The organism is Rhodoplanes sp. Z2-YC6860 (assembly GCF_001579845.1).
GTDB lineage: Bacteria > Pseudomonadota > Alphaproteobacteria > Rhizobiales > Xanthobacteraceae > Z2-YC6860.
In genome coordinates this window covers 2,993,232-3,009,259 of the sequence record NZ_CP007440.1, presented here as the reverse complement: position 1 = coordinate 3,009,259, position 16,028 = coordinate 2,993,232, and the positions used below count along the sequence as shown (strand labels likewise).

16 protein-coding genes are annotated in these 16,028 nt (G+C 63.6%); 8 read left to right on the top strand and 8 right to left on the bottom strand.

Translation table 11 applies throughout. The annotated features are described in order from the left end of the window. Window positions 1-26 precede the first annotated feature (26 nt). The gene (locus RHPLAN_RS13925; RefSeq protein ID WP_068018789.1) at window positions 27-2,186 is read right to left on the bottom strand and encodes a carboxypeptidase-like regulatory domain-containing protein; all 2,160 of its coding nucleotides are present in this window, start codon (window positions 2,184-2,186) and stop codon (window positions 27-29) included. 132 nt (window positions 2,187-2,318) lie between these two features. Between RHPLAN_RS13925 and RHPLAN_RS13920 the strand changes: the two genes are divergently transcribed. From RHPLAN_RS13920 to RHPLAN_RS13905, 4 genes are read left to right on the top strand one after another with little or no spacing between them, the layout of a single operon-like run. Further along, the gene (locus tag RHPLAN_RS13920; protein WP_068018786.1) at window positions 2,319-3,311 is read left to right on the top strand and encodes a Bug family tripartite tricarboxylate transporter substrate binding protein; all 993 of its coding nucleotides are present in this window, start codon (window positions 2,319-2,321) and stop codon (window positions 3,309-3,311) included. 36 nt (window positions 3,312-3,347) lie between these two features. Next, a complete protein-coding gene (locus tag RHPLAN_RS13915) occupies window positions 3,348-4,346 on the top strand; it encodes a Bug family tripartite tricarboxylate transporter substrate binding protein (RefSeq protein ID WP_084244864.1) in 999 nt (332 codons plus the stop codon). 44 nt (window positions 4,347-4,390) lie between these two features. Further along, window positions 4,391-5,329 carry a Bug family tripartite tricarboxylate transporter substrate binding protein gene (locus RHPLAN_RS13910; RefSeq protein ID WP_068018780.1) on the top strand — a complete coding sequence of 313 codons (939 nt, stop codon included), beginning with the start codon at window positions 4,391-4,393 and terminating at the stop codon, window positions 5,327-5,329. A gap of 10 nt (window positions 5,330-5,339) precedes the next feature. After that, the gene (locus RHPLAN_RS13905) at window positions 5,340-6,059 is read left to right on the top strand and encodes a class II aldolase/adducin family protein (RefSeq protein WP_068018775.1); all 720 of its coding nucleotides are present in this window, start codon (window positions 5,340-5,342) and stop codon (window positions 6,057-6,059) included. A gap of 183 nt (window positions 6,060-6,242) precedes the next feature. Here the strand turns inward: RHPLAN_RS13905 and RHPLAN_RS13900 are convergent, their stop codons facing one another. The 4 genes from RHPLAN_RS13900 to RHPLAN_RS13885 all read right to left on the bottom strand — a co-directional run bounded on the left by RHPLAN_RS13900 (window position 6,243) and on the right by RHPLAN_RS13885 (window position 9,904). Then, the gene (locus RHPLAN_RS13900; protein ID WP_068018772.1) at window positions 6,243-6,656 is read right to left on the bottom strand and encodes a RidA family protein; all 414 of its coding nucleotides are present in this window, start codon (window positions 6,654-6,656) and stop codon (window positions 6,243-6,245) included. A 172-nt stretch (window positions 6,657-6,828) separates the two neighbouring features. Beyond that, window positions 6,829-7,875, bottom strand: coding sequence for an LLM class flavin-dependent oxidoreductase (locus tag RHPLAN_RS13895; RefSeq protein ID WP_068018770.1), 1,047 nt, complete (start codon window positions 7,873-7,875; stop codon window positions 6,829-6,831). Further along, complete coding sequence (locus tag RHPLAN_RS13890; RefSeq protein WP_068018767.1) at window positions 7,872-8,870, bottom strand: Bug family tripartite tricarboxylate transporter substrate binding protein; 999 nt, start codon at window positions 8,868-8,870, stop codon at window positions 7,872-7,874. The genes RHPLAN_RS13895 and RHPLAN_RS13890 overlap by 4 nt, the downstream gene beginning before the upstream one ends. A gap of 65 nt (window positions 8,871-8,935) precedes the next feature. Next, window positions 8,936-9,904: a fumarylacetoacetate hydrolase family protein gene (locus RHPLAN_RS13885; protein ID WP_068018764.1), complete on the bottom strand. Its 969-nt coding sequence runs from the start codon at window positions 9,902-9,904 to the stop codon at window positions 8,936-8,938. 96 nt (window positions 9,905-10,000) lie between these two features. On the opposite strand from RHPLAN_RS13885, the gene RHPLAN_RS13880 reads away from it, so the two are divergent. Continuing rightward, window positions 10,001-10,990, top strand: coding sequence for a Bug family tripartite tricarboxylate transporter substrate binding protein (locus RHPLAN_RS13880; protein WP_068018760.1), 990 nt, complete (start codon window positions 10,001-10,003; stop codon window positions 10,988-10,990). Window positions 10,991-10,993: 3 nt separating this feature from the next. On the opposite strand, the gene RHPLAN_RS13875 is transcribed toward RHPLAN_RS13880, so the two are convergent. Then, entirely contained in the window at window positions 10,994-11,482 is a 489-nt protein-coding gene (locus RHPLAN_RS13875) for a MarR family winged helix-turn-helix transcriptional regulator (protein WP_068018758.1), read from the bottom strand. Window positions 11,483-11,548: 66 nt separating this feature from the next. On the opposite strand from RHPLAN_RS13875, the gene RHPLAN_RS13870 reads away from it, so the two are divergent. Together RHPLAN_RS13870 and RHPLAN_RS13865 are read left to right on the top strand one after the other, a co-directional pair. After that, window positions 11,549-12,031, top strand: coding sequence for a carboxymuconolactone decarboxylase family protein (locus RHPLAN_RS13870; RefSeq protein WP_237180136.1), 483 nt, complete (start codon window positions 11,549-11,551; stop codon window positions 12,029-12,031). After that, a complete protein-coding gene (locus tag RHPLAN_RS13865; protein ID WP_068018751.1) occupies window positions 12,028-12,522 on the top strand; it encodes a cupin domain-containing protein in 495 nt (164 codons plus the stop codon). Before RHPLAN_RS13870 ends, RHPLAN_RS13865 begins: the two co-directional genes overlap by 4 nt. Window positions 12,523-12,541: 19 nt before the next feature. Here RHPLAN_RS13865 and RHPLAN_RS13860 read toward each other — a convergent pair whose 3' ends face one another. Beyond that, complete coding sequence (locus RHPLAN_RS13860; protein ID WP_068018749.1) at window positions 12,542-12,871, bottom strand: hypothetical protein; 330 nt, start codon at window positions 12,869-12,871, stop codon at window positions 12,542-12,544. Between the two features lie 288 nt (window positions 12,872-13,159). Then, the gene (gene araD / locus RHPLAN_RS13855; RefSeq protein WP_068018746.1) at window positions 13,160-14,884 is read right to left on the bottom strand and encodes an L-arabinonate dehydratase; all 1,725 of its coding nucleotides are present in this window, start codon (window positions 14,882-14,884) and stop codon (window positions 13,160-13,162) included. Window positions 14,885-15,027: 143 nt separating this feature from the next. On the opposite strand from araD, the gene RHPLAN_RS13850 reads away from it, so the two are divergent. After that, a complete protein-coding gene (locus RHPLAN_RS13850) occupies window positions 15,028-16,026 on the top strand; it encodes a Bug family tripartite tricarboxylate transporter substrate binding protein (protein WP_084244860.1) in 999 nt (332 codons plus the stop codon). Window positions 16,027-16,028 lie beyond the last annotated feature (2 nt).

Sequence of the window (16,028 nt, the reverse complement as noted above, 5' to 3'; positions counted from 1 at the left end):
TTTTCTTCCCACGTCGTTCGTTCGCCTCAGTGCGCCAATGGATCCGGACGCACCTGGATGTGCACCGCCATCGGATAAGCGCCCTTGCCGCGCTCGTTGAGCCAAGGCGTGCGGTCGCCGCTCGCGCTCCACAGGCCCCTGCCCTTCCAGCCGACCTTCGGATCGTCGATGCGGGCGTCGAGACCCTTGGCGTAGTAGCCCATCGGGTACGGCACCTTCATCAGGATCATCTTGCCGTCCTTGTAGGCGACGAAACCATCCTGCAGGTTCGCGGTCGAGATCGGGACATTGTCGCCAAGGCCGACCGCGTTGTGGTGATCGACCCAGGTGTAGTAGCTCGCCTCTGCGCTCGAGTTCGGCACTTCGGCAAAGCCCGGCCCCGGATATTTGTGCAGCGTGAACGCCTCAGGACACTGGATGCCGGCCGCAGCGCTCGGGCCGGTCTTCGGCGCCTTGCACTTGTTGCGATTGAACTCGATCAGCACACCGGCCGAACCCGAACCCCAAAGCACGCCGTTGGCGTCGATGTCGCCACCACGGATACCGATCGCCTCCTTTGGCAACACATAAAGCTCACTGAGCTTGGTTTTCGGATCGTAACGCAGGAAGCCGGCAGCGCCGCCGAACGTGCCGCTGGCGTACCAGATCGAGCCGTCCTTCGGATGCGGCATCACCGCATACGGGCCGGACCCGACATTGATGCGCATGTCCTTGCCGTCCTCAGGCTTGCCGGGCTCGGTGAATTCGTCGAGCTTGCCGTTGCCATTGGTGTCGGCGACGAACGGCCTCCAGCCGATCGCCTTCTGCGCATCATGGGTCTCGTCCCAAATCCGCGTGTTGACCCAGCCTGCCACCGGTCCTGTGCCGCTCAGCCACAGCGTGTTGTCGGGGTCATAACCGAACTGATCGTGGTGGGAGGAGAAGCAGGTGTCGATGAACTGATAGTCTTTCGTTTTCGGATCGAGCACGGCGACTTGCCGCTGGCTTTTCTCGATCGGAAATACTTTGGCGTACTCGTTGTCCGATCCTTTCTTGCACCAGGCCGGATTGTCCTGCCCGCGCACTGTCGCCGAGAGCCAGATACGGCCATCGGCACCAATCATGGAGTTGTGATTGTTGGCGCGGGTATCCCACAGGACTTGATCGCCCCAATACGCCGATGGCGCCGCCGGCTTCACTGCGCCGGCATGACCCGGCCCCAATGACACAGGCATGCCAGGATCGGCCACCGGCATCTTGAAGAATGAAACGGTGTTGGTCTTCGGATCGAGCACCGGAGCATTGTCGGTCGAGTACTCCGGCGAGCCGAACAGCAGACCGTTGGCGTTGACGGTCGGATTGCGTCGGTCCGACGAGATCAGATCGTGCATATACTTGTCGGGCGTGGACCAATCCCAGGTCGTGACGACGAGATTGCGCTCGACACCGGTCGGCCGCGGCGGCTTGTTCTTCGGCAGTTCGCCCTTGGCAACCCGATCGGTCCAGTCGCCGAAATATTTGTAGGGCACTCCACCCCACTGACCTGCAAAGCGGTTGGTCATCATCTCGCCAGCTTGGCCGGACTGGATGCGCCGCTGCCAGGCCTCCTCACCGGAGGCAAACTTACCGAATTGTGCCGGGATCGTGCGGGTCGCCTCCTGGCCCAGCTGATGGCAGCCGACGCAATCCACGTTGTTCAGCTGTTTGCGCCAGCCATCGAACGTCATGTTCTTCGGAATGTCAGAGGAGCCGCCGAAATCCTTTTGCGGCGGCAACTTCATCATGACGTACCAGTAGATCGCCGGATAATAATGCGCAGCCGCCGCTTCACTGGGCGCCTGAACCGCGGTGAGGTTTAGCGTCTGCCCCGGCTTGGCTCGCATCCTCGGTGAATCGACCAAGCCGTAGCCGCGCACCCAGACCTCGTAGTTGGCGGTCGGCAGGTCGGGAATGACGTAGCGGCCCTTGTCGTCGGTGACGACACTGCGCGTGAAGCGCGTTGGCAGGTCGGTGGTCTCGGCAATCACCCAGACGCCGGCTTCCGGGCCTTTGGCGCCCGTAACGACACCGCCGATATCATCCGCATCGATCGCGACTGGCGCTGCCGGTGCCGTCGGCTTGGGCTGTGCTGTCGCCGGCGCGTTTGCCGCGATGACCGCAATGCCGAACGCCGCAACTGTAGAAAACAGAACCTGTTTCAGGCTCATCAAAATGCCTCCCTGACTTCCAAAACTTCCGGGTTTCGCCCCCGTTGTCGAATTGATCTTATACCAAATAGGATCGTTCGGAAGACGCCACCGGCCGTTCAGAGCCGGGCACACAATCCACGGGAGGATGCCATGCGGGTCGCGCGCCGGACGATGGTCCACATCGTGGGTTTGGTTTTATTCCAAACTGCGCTTTTAGTTTGCGGTGCGAAGGCAGAGACATATCCGTCGCGCGCCATCACCTTGATCGTCCCGTATCCGGCTGGCGGACCATCCGACACGCTGGCCCGTGTCATCACCGAGCGGATGAAGACCGCGCTTGGCCAATCAGTCATCATCGAGAATGTCACCGGCGCGGGCGGCTCGATCGGCACCGGGCGCGTCGCGCGCTCTGCGCCTGACGGCTACACGCTGGTGCTGGGGCACAATCAGACGCACGTCATCAATGCGGTGACGCAAAACCTGCAGTACGACGTCGTGAAGGACTTCGAGCCGGTCACGCTGGTCGCCGACACGCCGCAATGGCTGGTGGCGCGCAAGGCGATTCCGCCCGACGACATCAAGAGCTTCATCGCCTGGCTGAAGCAGCAGGACGGCAAGGCGACCGGCGGCGCGGTCGGTGTCGGCGGGCCGACCGACCTCGCTGCGGCCTTTTTCCAAAAGGCCACCGGCACGAAATTCCAACTCGTGCCCTACCGCGGCGGTGGACCGCTGGTGCAGGACATGCTGGCCGGGCAGATCGACTTCACCTTCGGCCAGGCGGCCAACTATCTCGGCCATGTGCGCAGCGGCACGCTGAAGCCCTTCGCGGTGCTGGCGAAGAAACGCTGGTGGGCTGCGCCCGACGTGCCGACCATGGACGAGGCTGGCGTCAAAGGATTGGACGCGTCGTTCTGGCACGGGCTGTGGGCACCTAGGGGCACGCCGAAGGACGTTATCGCCAGGCTCAATGCCGCGATGGTCGAGACGCTCGCCGACGAGACGGTGAAGAAGCGCATGGCCGATATCGGCCAGGAGGTGTGGCCGGCCGATCAACAAAATCCGGCAGCACTGGCGGCGCAGCAGAAGGCCGAGATCGAACGCTGGTGGCCGGTGATCAAGGCCGCCGGCATCAAGAGCGAGTGACACGGATACGCACATCACCGACTGAGGGAGGACGCAATGACGAGATGGTCCCGGGCAATTGCACTTGCGGCCATGGTGGCTGCGCTTCCATCGGGTACGTGGGCGCAGAGCGAGACTTATCCGAACAAGCCGGTCCGCATCATCGTCGACTCGGCGGCAGGCAGCGCCACTGACGTTTCGGCCCGCCTGATGGCCGATCGCCTCACCCAAGTCTGGGGCCAGCAGGCCATCGTCATCAACCAACCCGGCGCCGGCGGCTCGATCGCGGTGCGTGCGGCGTCGCAAGCCGCGCCGGACGGCTATACGCTTTATGTCGGCGCTGCATCGACGTTCACGGCGTTGAAGGGCGCACCGGGCGTCGCGCCCAATCTGCCAATCGAGTTGCCTCGCGACTTTTCGCCGATTGGTTTCATGACTGAACAGCCCATGTTCATCGCGGCATCGCCAGCCTCAGGCATCAAATCGCTGCCGGACCTGATTGCGCTCGCCAAGCAGAAGCCCGGCGAACTCTCTTATGCAACGACGGGGCGCGGCCGCATCACACACCTGACCATGGAGTTGCTGCAGGACCGCGCCGGCATCAAGATGCAGATGATCCCTTATACGGGCGGGCCGACCGCAGCGATGGCCGACCTCGCCACCGGGCGCGTTGCCGTGGTGCTCGAAGGCTATTCGGGATTGGCGGGCGGGCTCACCAGCGGCGTCATCAAGGGCATTGCCGTCGCCTCGCATCAGCGGCTCGACGACTTCAAAGACCTGCCGACGGTCGCGGAGACATTGCCGGGCTTTTTCGCCGGCGGCTGGAACGTTCTGCTCGCGCCGGTCGGCACGCCGGACGCCGTCATCCAGAAAGCCAGCATTGATCTGCGCAAGGCGCTCGACGAAGCCGAAGTGAAGACCAAGCTTGGGGCGCTCGGCGCCTATCTGCATCCGATGACCCCTGCGGAGGTCGTGGCCTTTGCCGAGGAGCAGCAGCGCACCTGGCGGCCGGTGGCCGGGCGGATCGCCAAGCAGGCGGCTGAGCAATCGAAGTGAGCGTGACGCCGATGAGGTTCGCGGCGCGAATACTGGGCGCAACAATGCTTTGGGTGACGGGTCTTGCTGCGCCTGCCGCCGCGGACAGCTTTCCGGACCGTCCGATCAAGATGATCGCGCCTTTTACGCCCGGCTCGCCCAACGACGTGGTGGCGCGCCTGATTGCTGCGCCGATGGCGGTGAACCTTGGTCAGTCGGTCGTGGTCGACAACCGGCCGGGCGGCGGCACCACCATCGGCGTCAAGGCGGTGATGAGCGCCGAGCCCGACGGCTATACGCTGCTGATCTCCAACAGCCCGACGCATTTCATCTCGCCGCTGGTCAACAAGTCACTGACCTACGATCCGTTGAAGGACTTCGTGCCCATCGCGACGATCGCGAGCGGCGGATTGATGCTGGTGATCGCCCCCGATGTGCCCGCCAAAACGCTCGCCGAGTTCGTCGCCTATGCCAAGGCCAACCCGGGCAAGCTCAATTTCGGCTTCGGCCAGGGCACGCTGCCGCAACTCGTCGGTGAGATGTTCAAGCGCGCGACCGGAACGGACATCGCCGACATCCCCTATAAGGGAGGCGCACAGGCCGTGACCGATATGCTGGGCGGCCGCGTGCAGATGAACATCGGCACCATCTCGACGCTCGCGCCGCTGGTCCGCGAGGGCAAGCTCCGCGCGCTCGCGATGACGAGCGCGGAGCGCAATCACGAACTGCCGGACGTGCCGACCATGGCGGAAAGCGGCTTGCCGCAAGTCGCGTCGCTCACCTATTACGGCATCCTCGGCCCGCGCGGCGTGCCGGCTGACGCCGTGCAGCGCATCAACGCTGCGGTCAATGACAGCCTGAAATCGTCTGACGTCATCGCCGCGATCCGGCGGATCGGCTTCGATCCGCATGGCGGAACACCAGAGGACTTTACAAAACTCCTCGCGAGCGAAATGAAGGTATGGATTCCGGTCGTGCAGGCGACCGGCTTCCAAATGAACTGAAGGGGACCTCATGTCTGACGCGAAGCTTTCCTCCGCCGGCCCGGTCGACGCCAAGCTGATCGAAGATCTCGTCGCCGCGAGCCGCATTCTCGCGCATCACGGCGTGCTCGATGCCTGGGGCCATGTGTCGATGCGGCATCCGAGCAATCCGCAGCGCTATCTGATGTCGCGTGCGCGGGCTCCCGCGATGGTGTCGATCGAAGACATCATGGAGTTCGACCTCGACTCCAATCCGGTCGACCAGCGCGACCGGCGCTGCTTTCTCGAACGCTTCATCCACGGCAACGCGTTCAAGGCACGGCCGGACGTCAACGCCGTGGTGCACAGCCACTCGCCGACGATCGTGCCGTTCTCGGTGACCGACCAGCCGCTGCGCGCGGTGTCGAGCGTGGCTTCGTTCCTGGCCTGCGGCTGTCCCGTGTTCGATTTCCACAAGGTCAGCCGGACCAAGGGCCTTCTGATCACCAACAATGAGCAGGGCGCAGAACTTGCGAAGATCCTGGGCGACAAGCCGGTGGCGCTGATGCGCGGCCACGGCAATCTGGTGGTCGCGCCCGACATCCCGCGTGTCGTGCATCGCGCGCTTTACACCGAGATCAACGCCAAGCAGCTCGCCACCGCACTGTCGTTCGGCAAGCCGATCAAATACATCTCGGAGGACGAGATGCTCGATCCGCAGCGCCTCGGCGACTCGTGGGACGTGTGGAAGCACGAGGCGATGAACGGCTGATCGCCGCTGCGTTGACTCTCTACTATCGCCGCAAGCACGGTGCGCTCCCTCTCCCCGTTGGGGAGAGGGCTGGGGTGAGGGGCGTTAACTCTCTCGATAGACCGTAACCCCTCACCCGCCGCACTTCGTGCGGCGACCTCTCCCCATGGGAGAGGTTAAAGAGACGCAGCGCCAGCGTCTCACTCAAACAATCGCGAACGCCTCGATCTCGACCATAAACTCAGGACGCGACAGGCGGCTCACCTGCACCGTGGTGCTGGTCGGCAGCGCTTGCGCAAAGAACTTCATACGCACGTCCTGGTGCTTGAAGTACTCTTCCATATCGGTGACGTAGGTCGTGGTCTTCACCACGTCGGCAAGCGTCGCGCCGGCCGCTTCCAGCGCGTCCTTGATGTTCTGGCCGACCTGCTCGATCTGCGCCCGCATGTCGCCCTTGCCGATGCAGTTGCCGTGCTTGTCCCGCGGCGTCTGGCCGGCGACGAAGACCTGCTTCGTGCCGCCGACCTCGACCACCATCACCTGCGAATAGAGGACTTTTTCGCCATCTTTGCGGACATGCAGCTTGTCCGGCTGAATGCGTTCGCGCTTGGCGGCCATTGATCGACTCCAACTCTCTCTTACCGCACATCAGTCTCTCCCGGCCTCATGGTGAGGAGCGTTGCGAAGCAACGCGTCTCGAACCATGGGGCCGCCCCATCCTTCGAGACGCATCGCTTCGCGATGCTCCTCAGGATGAGGCGGAGAGAGAAAAGACGCTCGGCGGACTAAACTACATCTTCTCGACGGCCGGCATTACGTCTTTGACGAACAGCTTCATCGAACGCATGGCGTTCTCGAACGACATGGTGCCGAGGAAGAGATAGACGAGCAGATAGTTGAAGCCGATCTCCTTCACCTGCTTCTCGATTTCGGCCAGCACGGTCTTGGGCGAACCCGCGATCACCGTACCCTCTTCGATGCATTCCTCGAAATTCCGGCCGCGCACGTTCTTCATGCGCTCGGCCGTCATGGTGACGCCGTGACGGTTGCGGATCCAGTTGATGTTGGAGAGATGATTCTCCATCGCGGGCTTGGCCCAGGCTTTCGCCTTCTCGTCGGTCTCGTCGACAAAGATATGGCGCTGCACACCGAGGGCTATGCCACCGGAGAATTCCGGCTTCGGCTGGAATGCCTTGCCGCCGCGCTTGGCAAACGCCGTCTTGAAGGTGTCGATGTTGGCCTTGGCGAAGGCGTTGGCGCCGAGCGTGACGAAATGCAGCCCCTCCTCGCCGGCCCACGTGGAGCCTTCCGCGCCGGACGAGCCGTACCAGAACGCCGGGAACGGCTTCTGATACGGGCGCAGCGCGATCGGCACGTTCTCGTATTCGTAATGCGGGCCCTTGTAGCTGAGCTGCTCGGTCGAAAGCCCCTTCACGATGCAGCGATAGGCATCGATGAAAATCTCGCGCGACTGGTCGTGCTCGATCTTGTGATACTTCAGCTCGAATGGCGACACGCCCCGGCCGACGCCGATCTCAGCGCGGCCATGGCTGAGATGATCGATCATGCAGATCTCGTCGATCATCCGCAGCGGCGAGTAGAGCGGCAGCAGATAAACCAGCGGCCCCATCTTGATCTTCTTGGTCAGCCGCGCCACGGCGCCGAGAAACACGCCCGGCACCGGCACCATGTTGAGCGGAGTCTGATGGTGCTCGGCGAGATGCAGGCAGTAGAAGCCCGCCTCGTCGGCCGCCTGGATGAAGGTCAGTCTTTCGTCGAAAAGCTGCGATGTGGGGCGCTCGCCGTGCTCAATATGATCGAACAGTCCAACTTTCATTTCTCTTTCTCATCCAGCCTGCCGATGGCTTTCACGATAGGAACGAGGCGCTTGGCGTCGGCTTCCACAAAGGCCGCGAATTCGGGTTGATCGAGGTAGGCGGCAGGGCTGCCGGCTTTCGCGAAAATCGAAGTGACTTGCGGATCGCTCATGGCCTGCTTCATGCCCTCGCGCAAGCGCGAAATGATGGCAGGCGGCGTTCCCTTCGGCGCGAACAGACCGGCCCAGATGTAGTACTCGACATCCTTGTAGCCGAGCTCGATCATGCTCGGGATGCCTTTGAGCTCCGGCGTGGGCTTGCCGCCCCAATGCGCGAGCAGCCGGACCTTGCCGTCTTGCACATGGGGATTGGCCACGCCGGGCGCCTGCGCTGTGATGTCGACCTGCGCGCCGAGGAAGGCTTGCATTGCGGGCCCGCCGCCGCGATACGGCACGTGCAGGAACTTCACGCCTGTCGCGCGTTGAAACATCTCGAACGGGATGTGGGTGGCGCCGTAGTTGCCCGAAGAGCTGTAGGAGATCGCGCCGGGGCGCTTCTTGGCGTCCTCGAGGAGGTCGGCGACCGATTTCCACGGCGCATCATGGCGCACGCACAGCACATTGGGATCGGCGAGCGCCCGGGCAATCGGAACGAAGCTGTCGAGCTCATAGGACGGCTTCCTGTCGTAAAGCCGTTCGGCATCCGGAAGGAACGTCATCGACGACAGCGCCATCAAGAGCGTGTAGCCGTCCGGATCGGAGCGCGCCACGAAGGCGTTGCCAACGAGGCCGCCGGCGCCGGCGCGGTTGTCGACAATCACCGACTTGCCCAGCGTCTTTTCAAGCGACAACGCGATCGGCCGCGCCGCGAGATCGGCCTGACCGCCGGGCGGAAACGCAACGACCATCGTGATGTTGCGCGCCGGCCAGGCCTGTCCCTGCGCCAGCGCCTGCGAACCCAACGCGCCCATCATTGGCGCGGCCAGCGCGCCCGTCACAAACTTCCGCCGATCCATGATCGCTCTCCCTGATGACATTATCCGCCGGGCGGTTGATCCGCTCTGGCGATTGTTCTGGCGTGCTATTCGGCGGCGACGCTGGATGCAGCCTCGCCGGCCCGCGCAACGGGATTGCGCAGCACGCCGATCTTTTCCACCTCGCATTCGACGATGTCGCCCGGCAGGCAATAGCGCGTCGCGGGCACCAGGCCCGGCGGGGTCACGCCCTTGCCGCCCAATTCCTTGTCCACAGACCAGGCGGTGCCGGCGGGCGTGCCGGTGATGATCACCATGCCGGGACGCAGCGTGAAGTTGCGCGAGAAGAAGTGAATGAGCTCGGCGCAGGTCCAGATCATGTTCGAGGTGCTGCTCGACTGACGCAGCTCGCCGTTGATGCGCGACATCACCTTGAGCTTTTGCGGATCGCCGATCTCGTCGGCCGTGACGATGCAGGGGCCGAGCGGAGCGCCCGTGTCGAAAGCCTTACCGCTGCCAAGCTCGTACCAGGTCATGCCCTCGGGCGTGCGGCGCACCTGCCGGTCGCGGGCCGTGACGTCGTTGACGATGGTGTAGCCGAACACGTGATCGAGTGCGCGCGCCGCTTCGATGAAGCGGCCGGGCTTGCCGATCACGATGGCCAACTCGGTCTCGCAGTCGATCTTCTTGGAGAAGCGATCGTCAAACGCGATCGACTCGTTCGGACCGACCACGCAATCGGCGGTCTTGACGAAGAACTCCGGTTCCTTGCCGCTGATCGGCGTGTTGGCCTTTTCGGCGTTGTGGTCGCGATAGTTGCTGCCGCTGCACAGGATGGTGGCCGGGCGAATGGGCGCCGCCAGCGTCACGTCTTTGAGCGGCGTGGTCGCAGCCTTCGGCGGATTGGCGAGGATCGCCTTTGCGGCGTTCATGCCGGCATCGCCGGACTTGATGAAAGCCAGCGCGCTCGCGAAGACGTCACGGCTGCCCGACGCCAGCAGCGGATCGACCACGCTGTCGCCGGCGAGCAAACCAAGCCGCTCTTCGCCGGATTTCACGAACGTCACAAGCTTCATCGCGCTTCCTCGCCTTTGTTGTGGTGGCAATGTGCCCGCTTGGCGCGCGGCAGGCAACCAACTAAAACGCAGGGAAAATATCAGGAGGAATGCCCGATGAGACGTTGGGACACGCGCTGGATCGCGGCGATAGCCGCTACGCTGCTGCTGATCGTTGCCGGACGCGACGCTTCGGCGCAGCCCCAGCAGAACTGGCCCAACGGCCCCGTGAAGATGTTCGTGGGCTTTGCGGCGGGCGGATCGACCGACATCATCGCCCGCGACATCGGCCACGAGTTGGAGAAGGTCTGGGGCCAGCCGGTTGTGATCGAGAACCGGGCCGGCGCCAACGGCGCAATCGCCGCGGGCCAGCTCGCGAAACTGCCGGCCGACGGCCAGACCCTGATGATGATCGTGTCGGGTCACGTCACCAACGGCTATCTCAACCCGAAGCAGCCGTTCGATGCGTTGAAAGACTTCACGCCGATCGTGCAGATCGCCTCATCGCCGCTTTTGATCTTCGCGCATCCGAGCTTCCCGGCGAACGACATCAAGTCGATGCTGGCGCTCGCTAAAGAGAAGCCCGCGACGATCTCGTATACGTCGCCCGGCACCGGCTCGATCCAGCATCTGTCGATGGAGCTTCTGGCCTATCTGGCCGGAGTCAAACTCGTGCACGTGCCCTATCGCAGCGGCGCGCTCGCGCTGAACGATACGCTTGCCGGCCACGTGCCGCTCTCGGTGCTGAGCGTGCTGCAAGCGCTGCCGCATCTGCAGGCCAAGACCATCAAGCCGCTCGCGGTGACGTCGGCCAAGGCGACCGACATCCTGCCGAACGTGCCGACGCTCGCCGATGCCGGCTTGAAGGACTACGAGGCCGAGCTCTGGTACGTCGTGATTGCGCCGAAGGGCCTTTCCCCGGAGCTCACGGAACGCATCAACCGCGACATCGTGCGAATCGTGAAGTCGCCGGAGATGCAGAAGAAGCTCGCCGATCAAGGCGCGCGGCCGGTTGGCGGCACGCCTGCGGAGGCCTTGGCCTTCATGACGGCGGAATCCGACAAGTGGGGCAAGGTCATCAAGGAAGCCAACATCCAGGGCGAGTAGCGATCAGTCGGCCTGTTTGGCCAGACCGATCAGCCAGCGGCGGATCACGGCTTCATCGCCCGGCGACAATCCAGCCTTGAGTTCGGCGTCAGCCTTGAGAGCGCGCTCCTTGCATCGCGCCAGCAGCGTTCGTCCGGCTTTGGTCAGTACGATCACCTGCACGCGTCCGTGAACCGGATGCGGCGAGCGCGAGATGAGCTCGGCGCGTTCGAGATTGCTGATGATGCCGTGCACCGTCTGCGGCGTCAGCATCGCAAGACGCGCGACATCGGCGCCTGATGCGCCGGGATAGCTGTCCAGCATCGTCAGCACCAGGAATTGCGGCGGCGTGACGCCTAGGTCGGCGAGCTTGCGCTCGAGCCGCAACCGGACTGCGCCCGCCGCCTGGCGCAGCAGATACGAGAGATAGCCGGCCTCGCCGCGCTTGCCCTCCCCGGGTTCCGGCACCCTCACGGCAGCGACAATGCTGTCCTGCGTTTTCGACCTATTCATTAGCACCCTGATATGTTATCAGCATACTGATACATCGAATGATGCCCATAAGCAATGGATCGACCGGTGGACGCATCGCATTCCGCACGACTTGAATGGCAGGGCTTCAAGGAGCTCGCTCCTGCCGCCGACGCCGCATTGTTGAGCCTGTCGCAAGCCGCGGCAAATCAAGGTCTGGACAAGCGCATGCTCGAGCTCGTCAAGCTGCGGATTTCTCAGATCAACGGCTGCTCGTTCTGTGTCGGCTGGCACGTGAACGCGGCGTCTCGTTTGGGAATCGCCGCCGACAAACTGCACATGCTTGCGGCCTGGCGCGACGCCCAGGCGTTCGACGAGCGGGAGCGCGCAGCGCTCGACTGGGCCGAGGCCTTGACGCTCATTGCCGGCGGTGTGTCGAACGAGCGCTACGCACAGGCCCGCTCGGTATTTTCAGACAGCGAGCTCGCCCTGCTCACGTCCGCAGTCCTTGCGATCAATGCCTGGAACAGGTTGGGCGTGGCCTACCGCTTCACCCCGCCCGCAATGGCCAACTCAGTCGGTGCGTCATGATTGCAGCACTCATCCCCGACCGGACGGCACAGCTCTGGCTGCTTGCGGCCCTTGCCGCATCCGCCGCTCTTCCGCTGGCCGCGAAGTCGTCAACCGAGACGCTCAATACGCTGCCTTGGATTCTGTGCAGCACGTCGAATAGCGGGACTACGGCGCCTCGACCGCGCACCGTCGTCAAGACCTTGCGATCCGAACCGCTGGTCGCCGCACCGGGCAAATACGTGACAACCCAGCTGGTGCATCTGCCGCCTCTGGCCTTTACGCCGCGGCATGTGCATGGCGGGGACGTCACGGCTTACGTTCTGAACGGCACGGTCCGCTCGGAGCATGCCGGACTGCCCGCCGCCAATTACCAGACCGGCGAAATGTTCCACGAGCCGTACGGCACGACGCACGTGTTCATCGAGAATCCGAGTGCGACCGAAAGCGCGGATGTCCTCGCCATCATGGTGCATGACAAAGGCGCACCACTGACGACATTCTTGGACTGAGGAGAGTTGCCGGCCGCCGCTACTTCTTGAAAGGCTTGCGCATCGACTGCAGACGGTCCGAGCTTTGCGACTCCGGCATGTTCTCCGGGTTCTGGCCGCAGAAGATCTCGCCGACCTCGTAGGTCGCGCCGGTTCTGTTGTCGAACAGGTTGCGCCGGCAGTTGTCGCTGCTCGTCGCGGTGAACAGCACCTGCCCCACGCCGGTCTTGGCAAAGTTCCGCACCGGATCGTCTTCGCTCAGGCTGGAGCCGCCGGTCGGCAGCTCAGGCCGGCCCACATTGGCGAAGGCGCCGCTGCCGCCGGTCTGCAGCGATGCAAACCATTTGAACAGCGGAATCTGGTCGCGCATAAAATAAGCGCCGCCGCAGAACACGGTGAGGAAGATCCCTGTAGAGATAGCAGCCCGCTGCACGGATCTGCGTGCGGCGATACCAGCAATCTTTCCAAACATCGTTCGCTTTGTGGCTGCCATGCCTGACGGGGCTTTACCGGGTCAGGCAATTATAGGCGCCGCCGCCTTACCGATCCGGTAACGCAGGTCCGACGATTTGCATCAAGAGTTGTGGCGGGAACCTGGAAAATTGAGCCCGCGCAGGTGGTTAGCAACCCAATCCGCAACCTCAGGGACAGCCGTGGCTCAGTGAATTTCCGGCTCCGGCATGGCCGCCTTGCCCTGCAGGAAATCGAGGTCGCAGCCCTGGTCGGCCTGGCCGATGTGCTCGGAGAACATCGCCCCGTACCCCCGCGGGTACTTGGGTGCCGGCTGCGTCCAGGCCGCTTTCCGCCGGGCAAGCTCGGCGTCGCTGACGTGCAGATGGATCATCCGCCTGTCGACGTCGATCTCGATCTCGTCGCCGGTCTGCACGAAGGCGAGCGGGCCGCCGACGAAGCTCTCCGGCGCCACGTGGAGAATGCAGGCGCCGTAACTGGTGCCGCTCATGCGGCCGTCGGAAATGCGGATCATGTCACGCACCCCCTGTCCCAGCAGCCGCTTGGGGATCGGCAGCATGCCCCATTCGGGCATGCCGGGGCCGCCCTTCGGCCCGGCGTTCTTGAGGACGAGAATATGGTCCGGCGTGACGTCGAGGTCGTCGCGCTCGATCTCGTGCATCATGTGGTCGTAGTTCTCGAACGCGATCGCCTTGCCGCGATGCTTGAGGAAGCGCGGATCGGCGGCCGCCGGCTTGATGACGCAGCCGTTCGGCGCAAGGTTGCCCTTCAGCACCGCGGTCGCGCCTTCGGCGTAGATCGGATCGTTGAGCGAGTGGATCACGTCCGGCAGGTGGACCTTGGCGCCCTCGATGTTCTCGCCCACGGTCTTGCCGGTGACGGTCAGGCACGAGAGGTCGAGCTTCTCGCCCAGGTTCCGCATCATGGCGCGCAAGCCGCCGGCGTAGAAGAAATCCTCCATCAAATATTTGCCCGACGGCCGAACATTGGCGAGCACGGGAATCTGACGCGACAGCCGGTCGAATGTCTCCATGTCGACCGGAATGCCCGCGCGCCGCGCCATCGCGACCACATGGATGATGGCGTTGGTCGAGCCGCCCATTGCCATGTGCACCTTGATGGCATTGTCGAACGCCGCAGCCGTCAGGATTTTGTCCGGCGTGAGATCCTCCCACACCATCTCGACGATGCGGCGGCCGGCCGCGCCGCACATCCGCGGATGGTTGGAGTCCGCCGCGGGAATGGACGACGATCCCGGCAAGGCGAGCCCCAGCGCCTCGGTGATCGCCATCATGGTCGCGGCGGTACCCATTACCATGCAAGTGCCGAACGAGCGGGCAATGCCACCTTCGATCTCGTTCCAGTCGTCGTCGGTGATGTTGCCGGCGCGTTTCTCGGTCCAGTATTTCCAGACATCCGATCCCGAGCCGAGATACTTGCCCTCCCAGTTGCCTCGCAGCATCGGGCCCGCCGGAATGTAGATTGCCGGAATTCCCATGCTGATCGCGCCCATGATCAGGCCCGGCGTGGTCTTGTCGCAGCCGCCCATCAGCACGGCGCCGTCGAGCGGATGACTGCGCAGCAGTTCCTCGGTCTCCATCGCCAGCAGATTGCGATAGAGCATTGTCGAGGGCTTCACGAAGGTCTCGGACAGCGAGATCGCCGGCAATTCGATCGGAAAGCCGCCAGCCTGCAGCACGCCGCGCTTCACATTCTCGGCGCGCACCCGCAGATGCGCATGACAGGGATTGATCTCGCTCCAGGTGTTGATGATGCCGATCACCGGCTTTCCGGTCCAATCCTCGGCGTCGTAGCCGATCTGCCGCAGCCGCGAGCGATGGCCGAACGAGCGCATATCGGACACGCCGAGCCAACGGTGGCTGCGGAGGTCTTCGGGCTTCTTGCGTGTCATCGTTTCCTCTTGAACTCTTTTCGGCTCGGGCTCTTTCAGCGTGGCGCAAGTGTCGCACCATCCTGGTCTCATTCCAATCCATGGAAGGCGCCGATAGACTCCAGCCCGAGTAAAAGCTCGGCAAAAGAAATCGGGAGGGGACGATGCCGCGAAGAAGGCCCGTGCGAAGCCTGTTGTTCGCAGCCTTGCTGCTCTGCGCCTCGTTCGCCACTTGCGACGACGCCTCCGCCCAAGTGAAGCTGCCCAACCGCCCGATCCGGCTGCTGGTGCCATTCGCACCCGGCGGCGGCGTCGATGTGGTCGCCCGCATCGTTGGGCAGAAGATCACCGAACAGACCGGCCAGCCGGTCCTGATCGAATCCAAGCCCGGCGCGGGCGGCGCGCTCGCGGTCAACGAGCTGATGCGGTCCGAGCCGGACGGCACGACACTTCTTGCCACAACCAACTCGCACGCCACGCTCCCGGTGCTGTCCAGGCTGCCCTGGCATCCGAGCAACGATTTCACGCCGATCGCCGGCATCTATTCCACCATGCTGGTGATGCCGACCAACGTAGCGAGCACATCGCGATTCAAGACATTCGCGGAGTTCATGGCCTACGTGCGGGCCAATCCGGGCAAGATCAACTGGGGCTCGTCGGGCATTGCCGGTCCGCAGCATCTCGCCGGCGCGCAATTCGCCAAGATCGCGAAGGTCGACATGGTCCACGTGCCGTACCGCGGCAACAACCCGATGGTTCAGGCGCTGCTGCAGAACGACGTGCAGCTTACCTTCGACACGCCGACCTTGTCGTTGCCGCATATCGTCGAAGGCCGGTTCGTCCCACTGGCCGTGACCGGCGAACGTCGCATGACGAAGCTGCCCGACGTCCCGACCGTCAAGGAATCGGGCATCGACTACACCTCCGACATCCGGATCTTCGTGCTCGGCCCCAAGGGCATTGCGGAGCCGATCCAGGCGGCGCTCAACAAGGAATTCACCGCGGCGCTCGACAACAAGGAGGTGCGCGAGCGCCTGACCGGCTTCGGACTCGATGTGGCCGAGGCCCGCGAGAACACGCCCGCGAACCTCAAGCGGTACATCGACGACTTCGCCTCGACCTACGGCAAGCTGATTGACGAGATGGGCATCAAGGCGGAGTGAGG

Bases quoted from the DNA above. Each gene is read 5' to 3' on its own strand.
- RHPLAN_RS13925 (WP_068018789.1), bottom strand. From the start codon at position 2,186: ATGAGCCTGAAACAGGTTCTGTTTTCTACAGTTGCGGCGTTCGGCATT.
- RHPLAN_RS13920 (WP_068018786.1), top strand. From the start codon at position 2,319: ATGCGGGTCGCGCGCCGGACGATGGTCCACATCGTGGGTTTGGTTTTA.
- RHPLAN_RS13915 (WP_084244864.1), top strand. From the start codon at position 3,348: ATGACGAGATGGTCCCGGGCAATTGCACTTGCGGCCATGGTGGCTGCG.
- RHPLAN_RS13910 (WP_068018780.1), top strand. From the start codon at position 4,391: ATGCTTTGGGTGACGGGTCTTGCTGCGCCTGCCGCCGCGGACAGCTTT.
- RHPLAN_RS13905 (WP_068018775.1), top strand. From the start codon at position 5,340: ATGTCTGACGCGAAGCTTTCCTCCGCCGGCCCGGTCGACGCCAAGCTG.
- RHPLAN_RS13900 (WP_068018772.1), bottom strand. From the start codon at position 6,656: ATGGCCGCCAAGCGCGAACGCATTCAGCCGGACAAGCTGCATGTCCGC.
- RHPLAN_RS13895 (WP_068018770.1), bottom strand. From the start codon at position 7,875: ATGAAAGTTGGACTGTTCGATCATATTGAGCACGGCGAGCGCCCCACA.
- RHPLAN_RS13890 (WP_068018767.1), bottom strand. From the start codon at position 8,870: ATGGATCGGCGGAAGTTTGTGACGGGCGCGCTGGCCGCGCCAATGATG.
- RHPLAN_RS13885 (WP_068018764.1), bottom strand. From the start codon at position 9,904: ATGAAGCTTGTGACGTTCGTGAAATCCGGCGAAGAGCGGCTTGGTTTG.
- RHPLAN_RS13880 (WP_068018760.1), top strand. From the start codon at position 10,001: ATGAGACGTTGGGACACGCGCTGGATCGCGGCGATAGCCGCTACGCTG.
- RHPLAN_RS13875 (WP_068018758.1), bottom strand. From the start codon at position 11,482: ATGAATAGGTCGAAAACGCAGGACAGCATTGTCGCTGCCGTGAGGGTG.
- RHPLAN_RS13865 (WP_068018751.1), top strand. From the start codon at position 12,028: ATGATTGCAGCACTCATCCCCGACCGGACGGCACAGCTCTGGCTGCTT.
- RHPLAN_RS13860 (WP_068018749.1), bottom strand. From the start codon at position 12,871: ATGCGCGACCAGATTCCGCTGTTCAAATGGTTTGCATCGCTGCAGACC.
- araD (WP_068018746.1), bottom strand. From the start codon at position 14,884: ATGACACGCAAGAAGCCCGAAGACCTCCGCAGCCACCGTTGGCTCGGC.
- RHPLAN_RS13850 (WP_084244860.1), top strand. From the start codon at position 15,028: ATGCCGCGAAGAAGGCCCGTGCGAAGCCTGTTGTTCGCAGCCTTGCTG.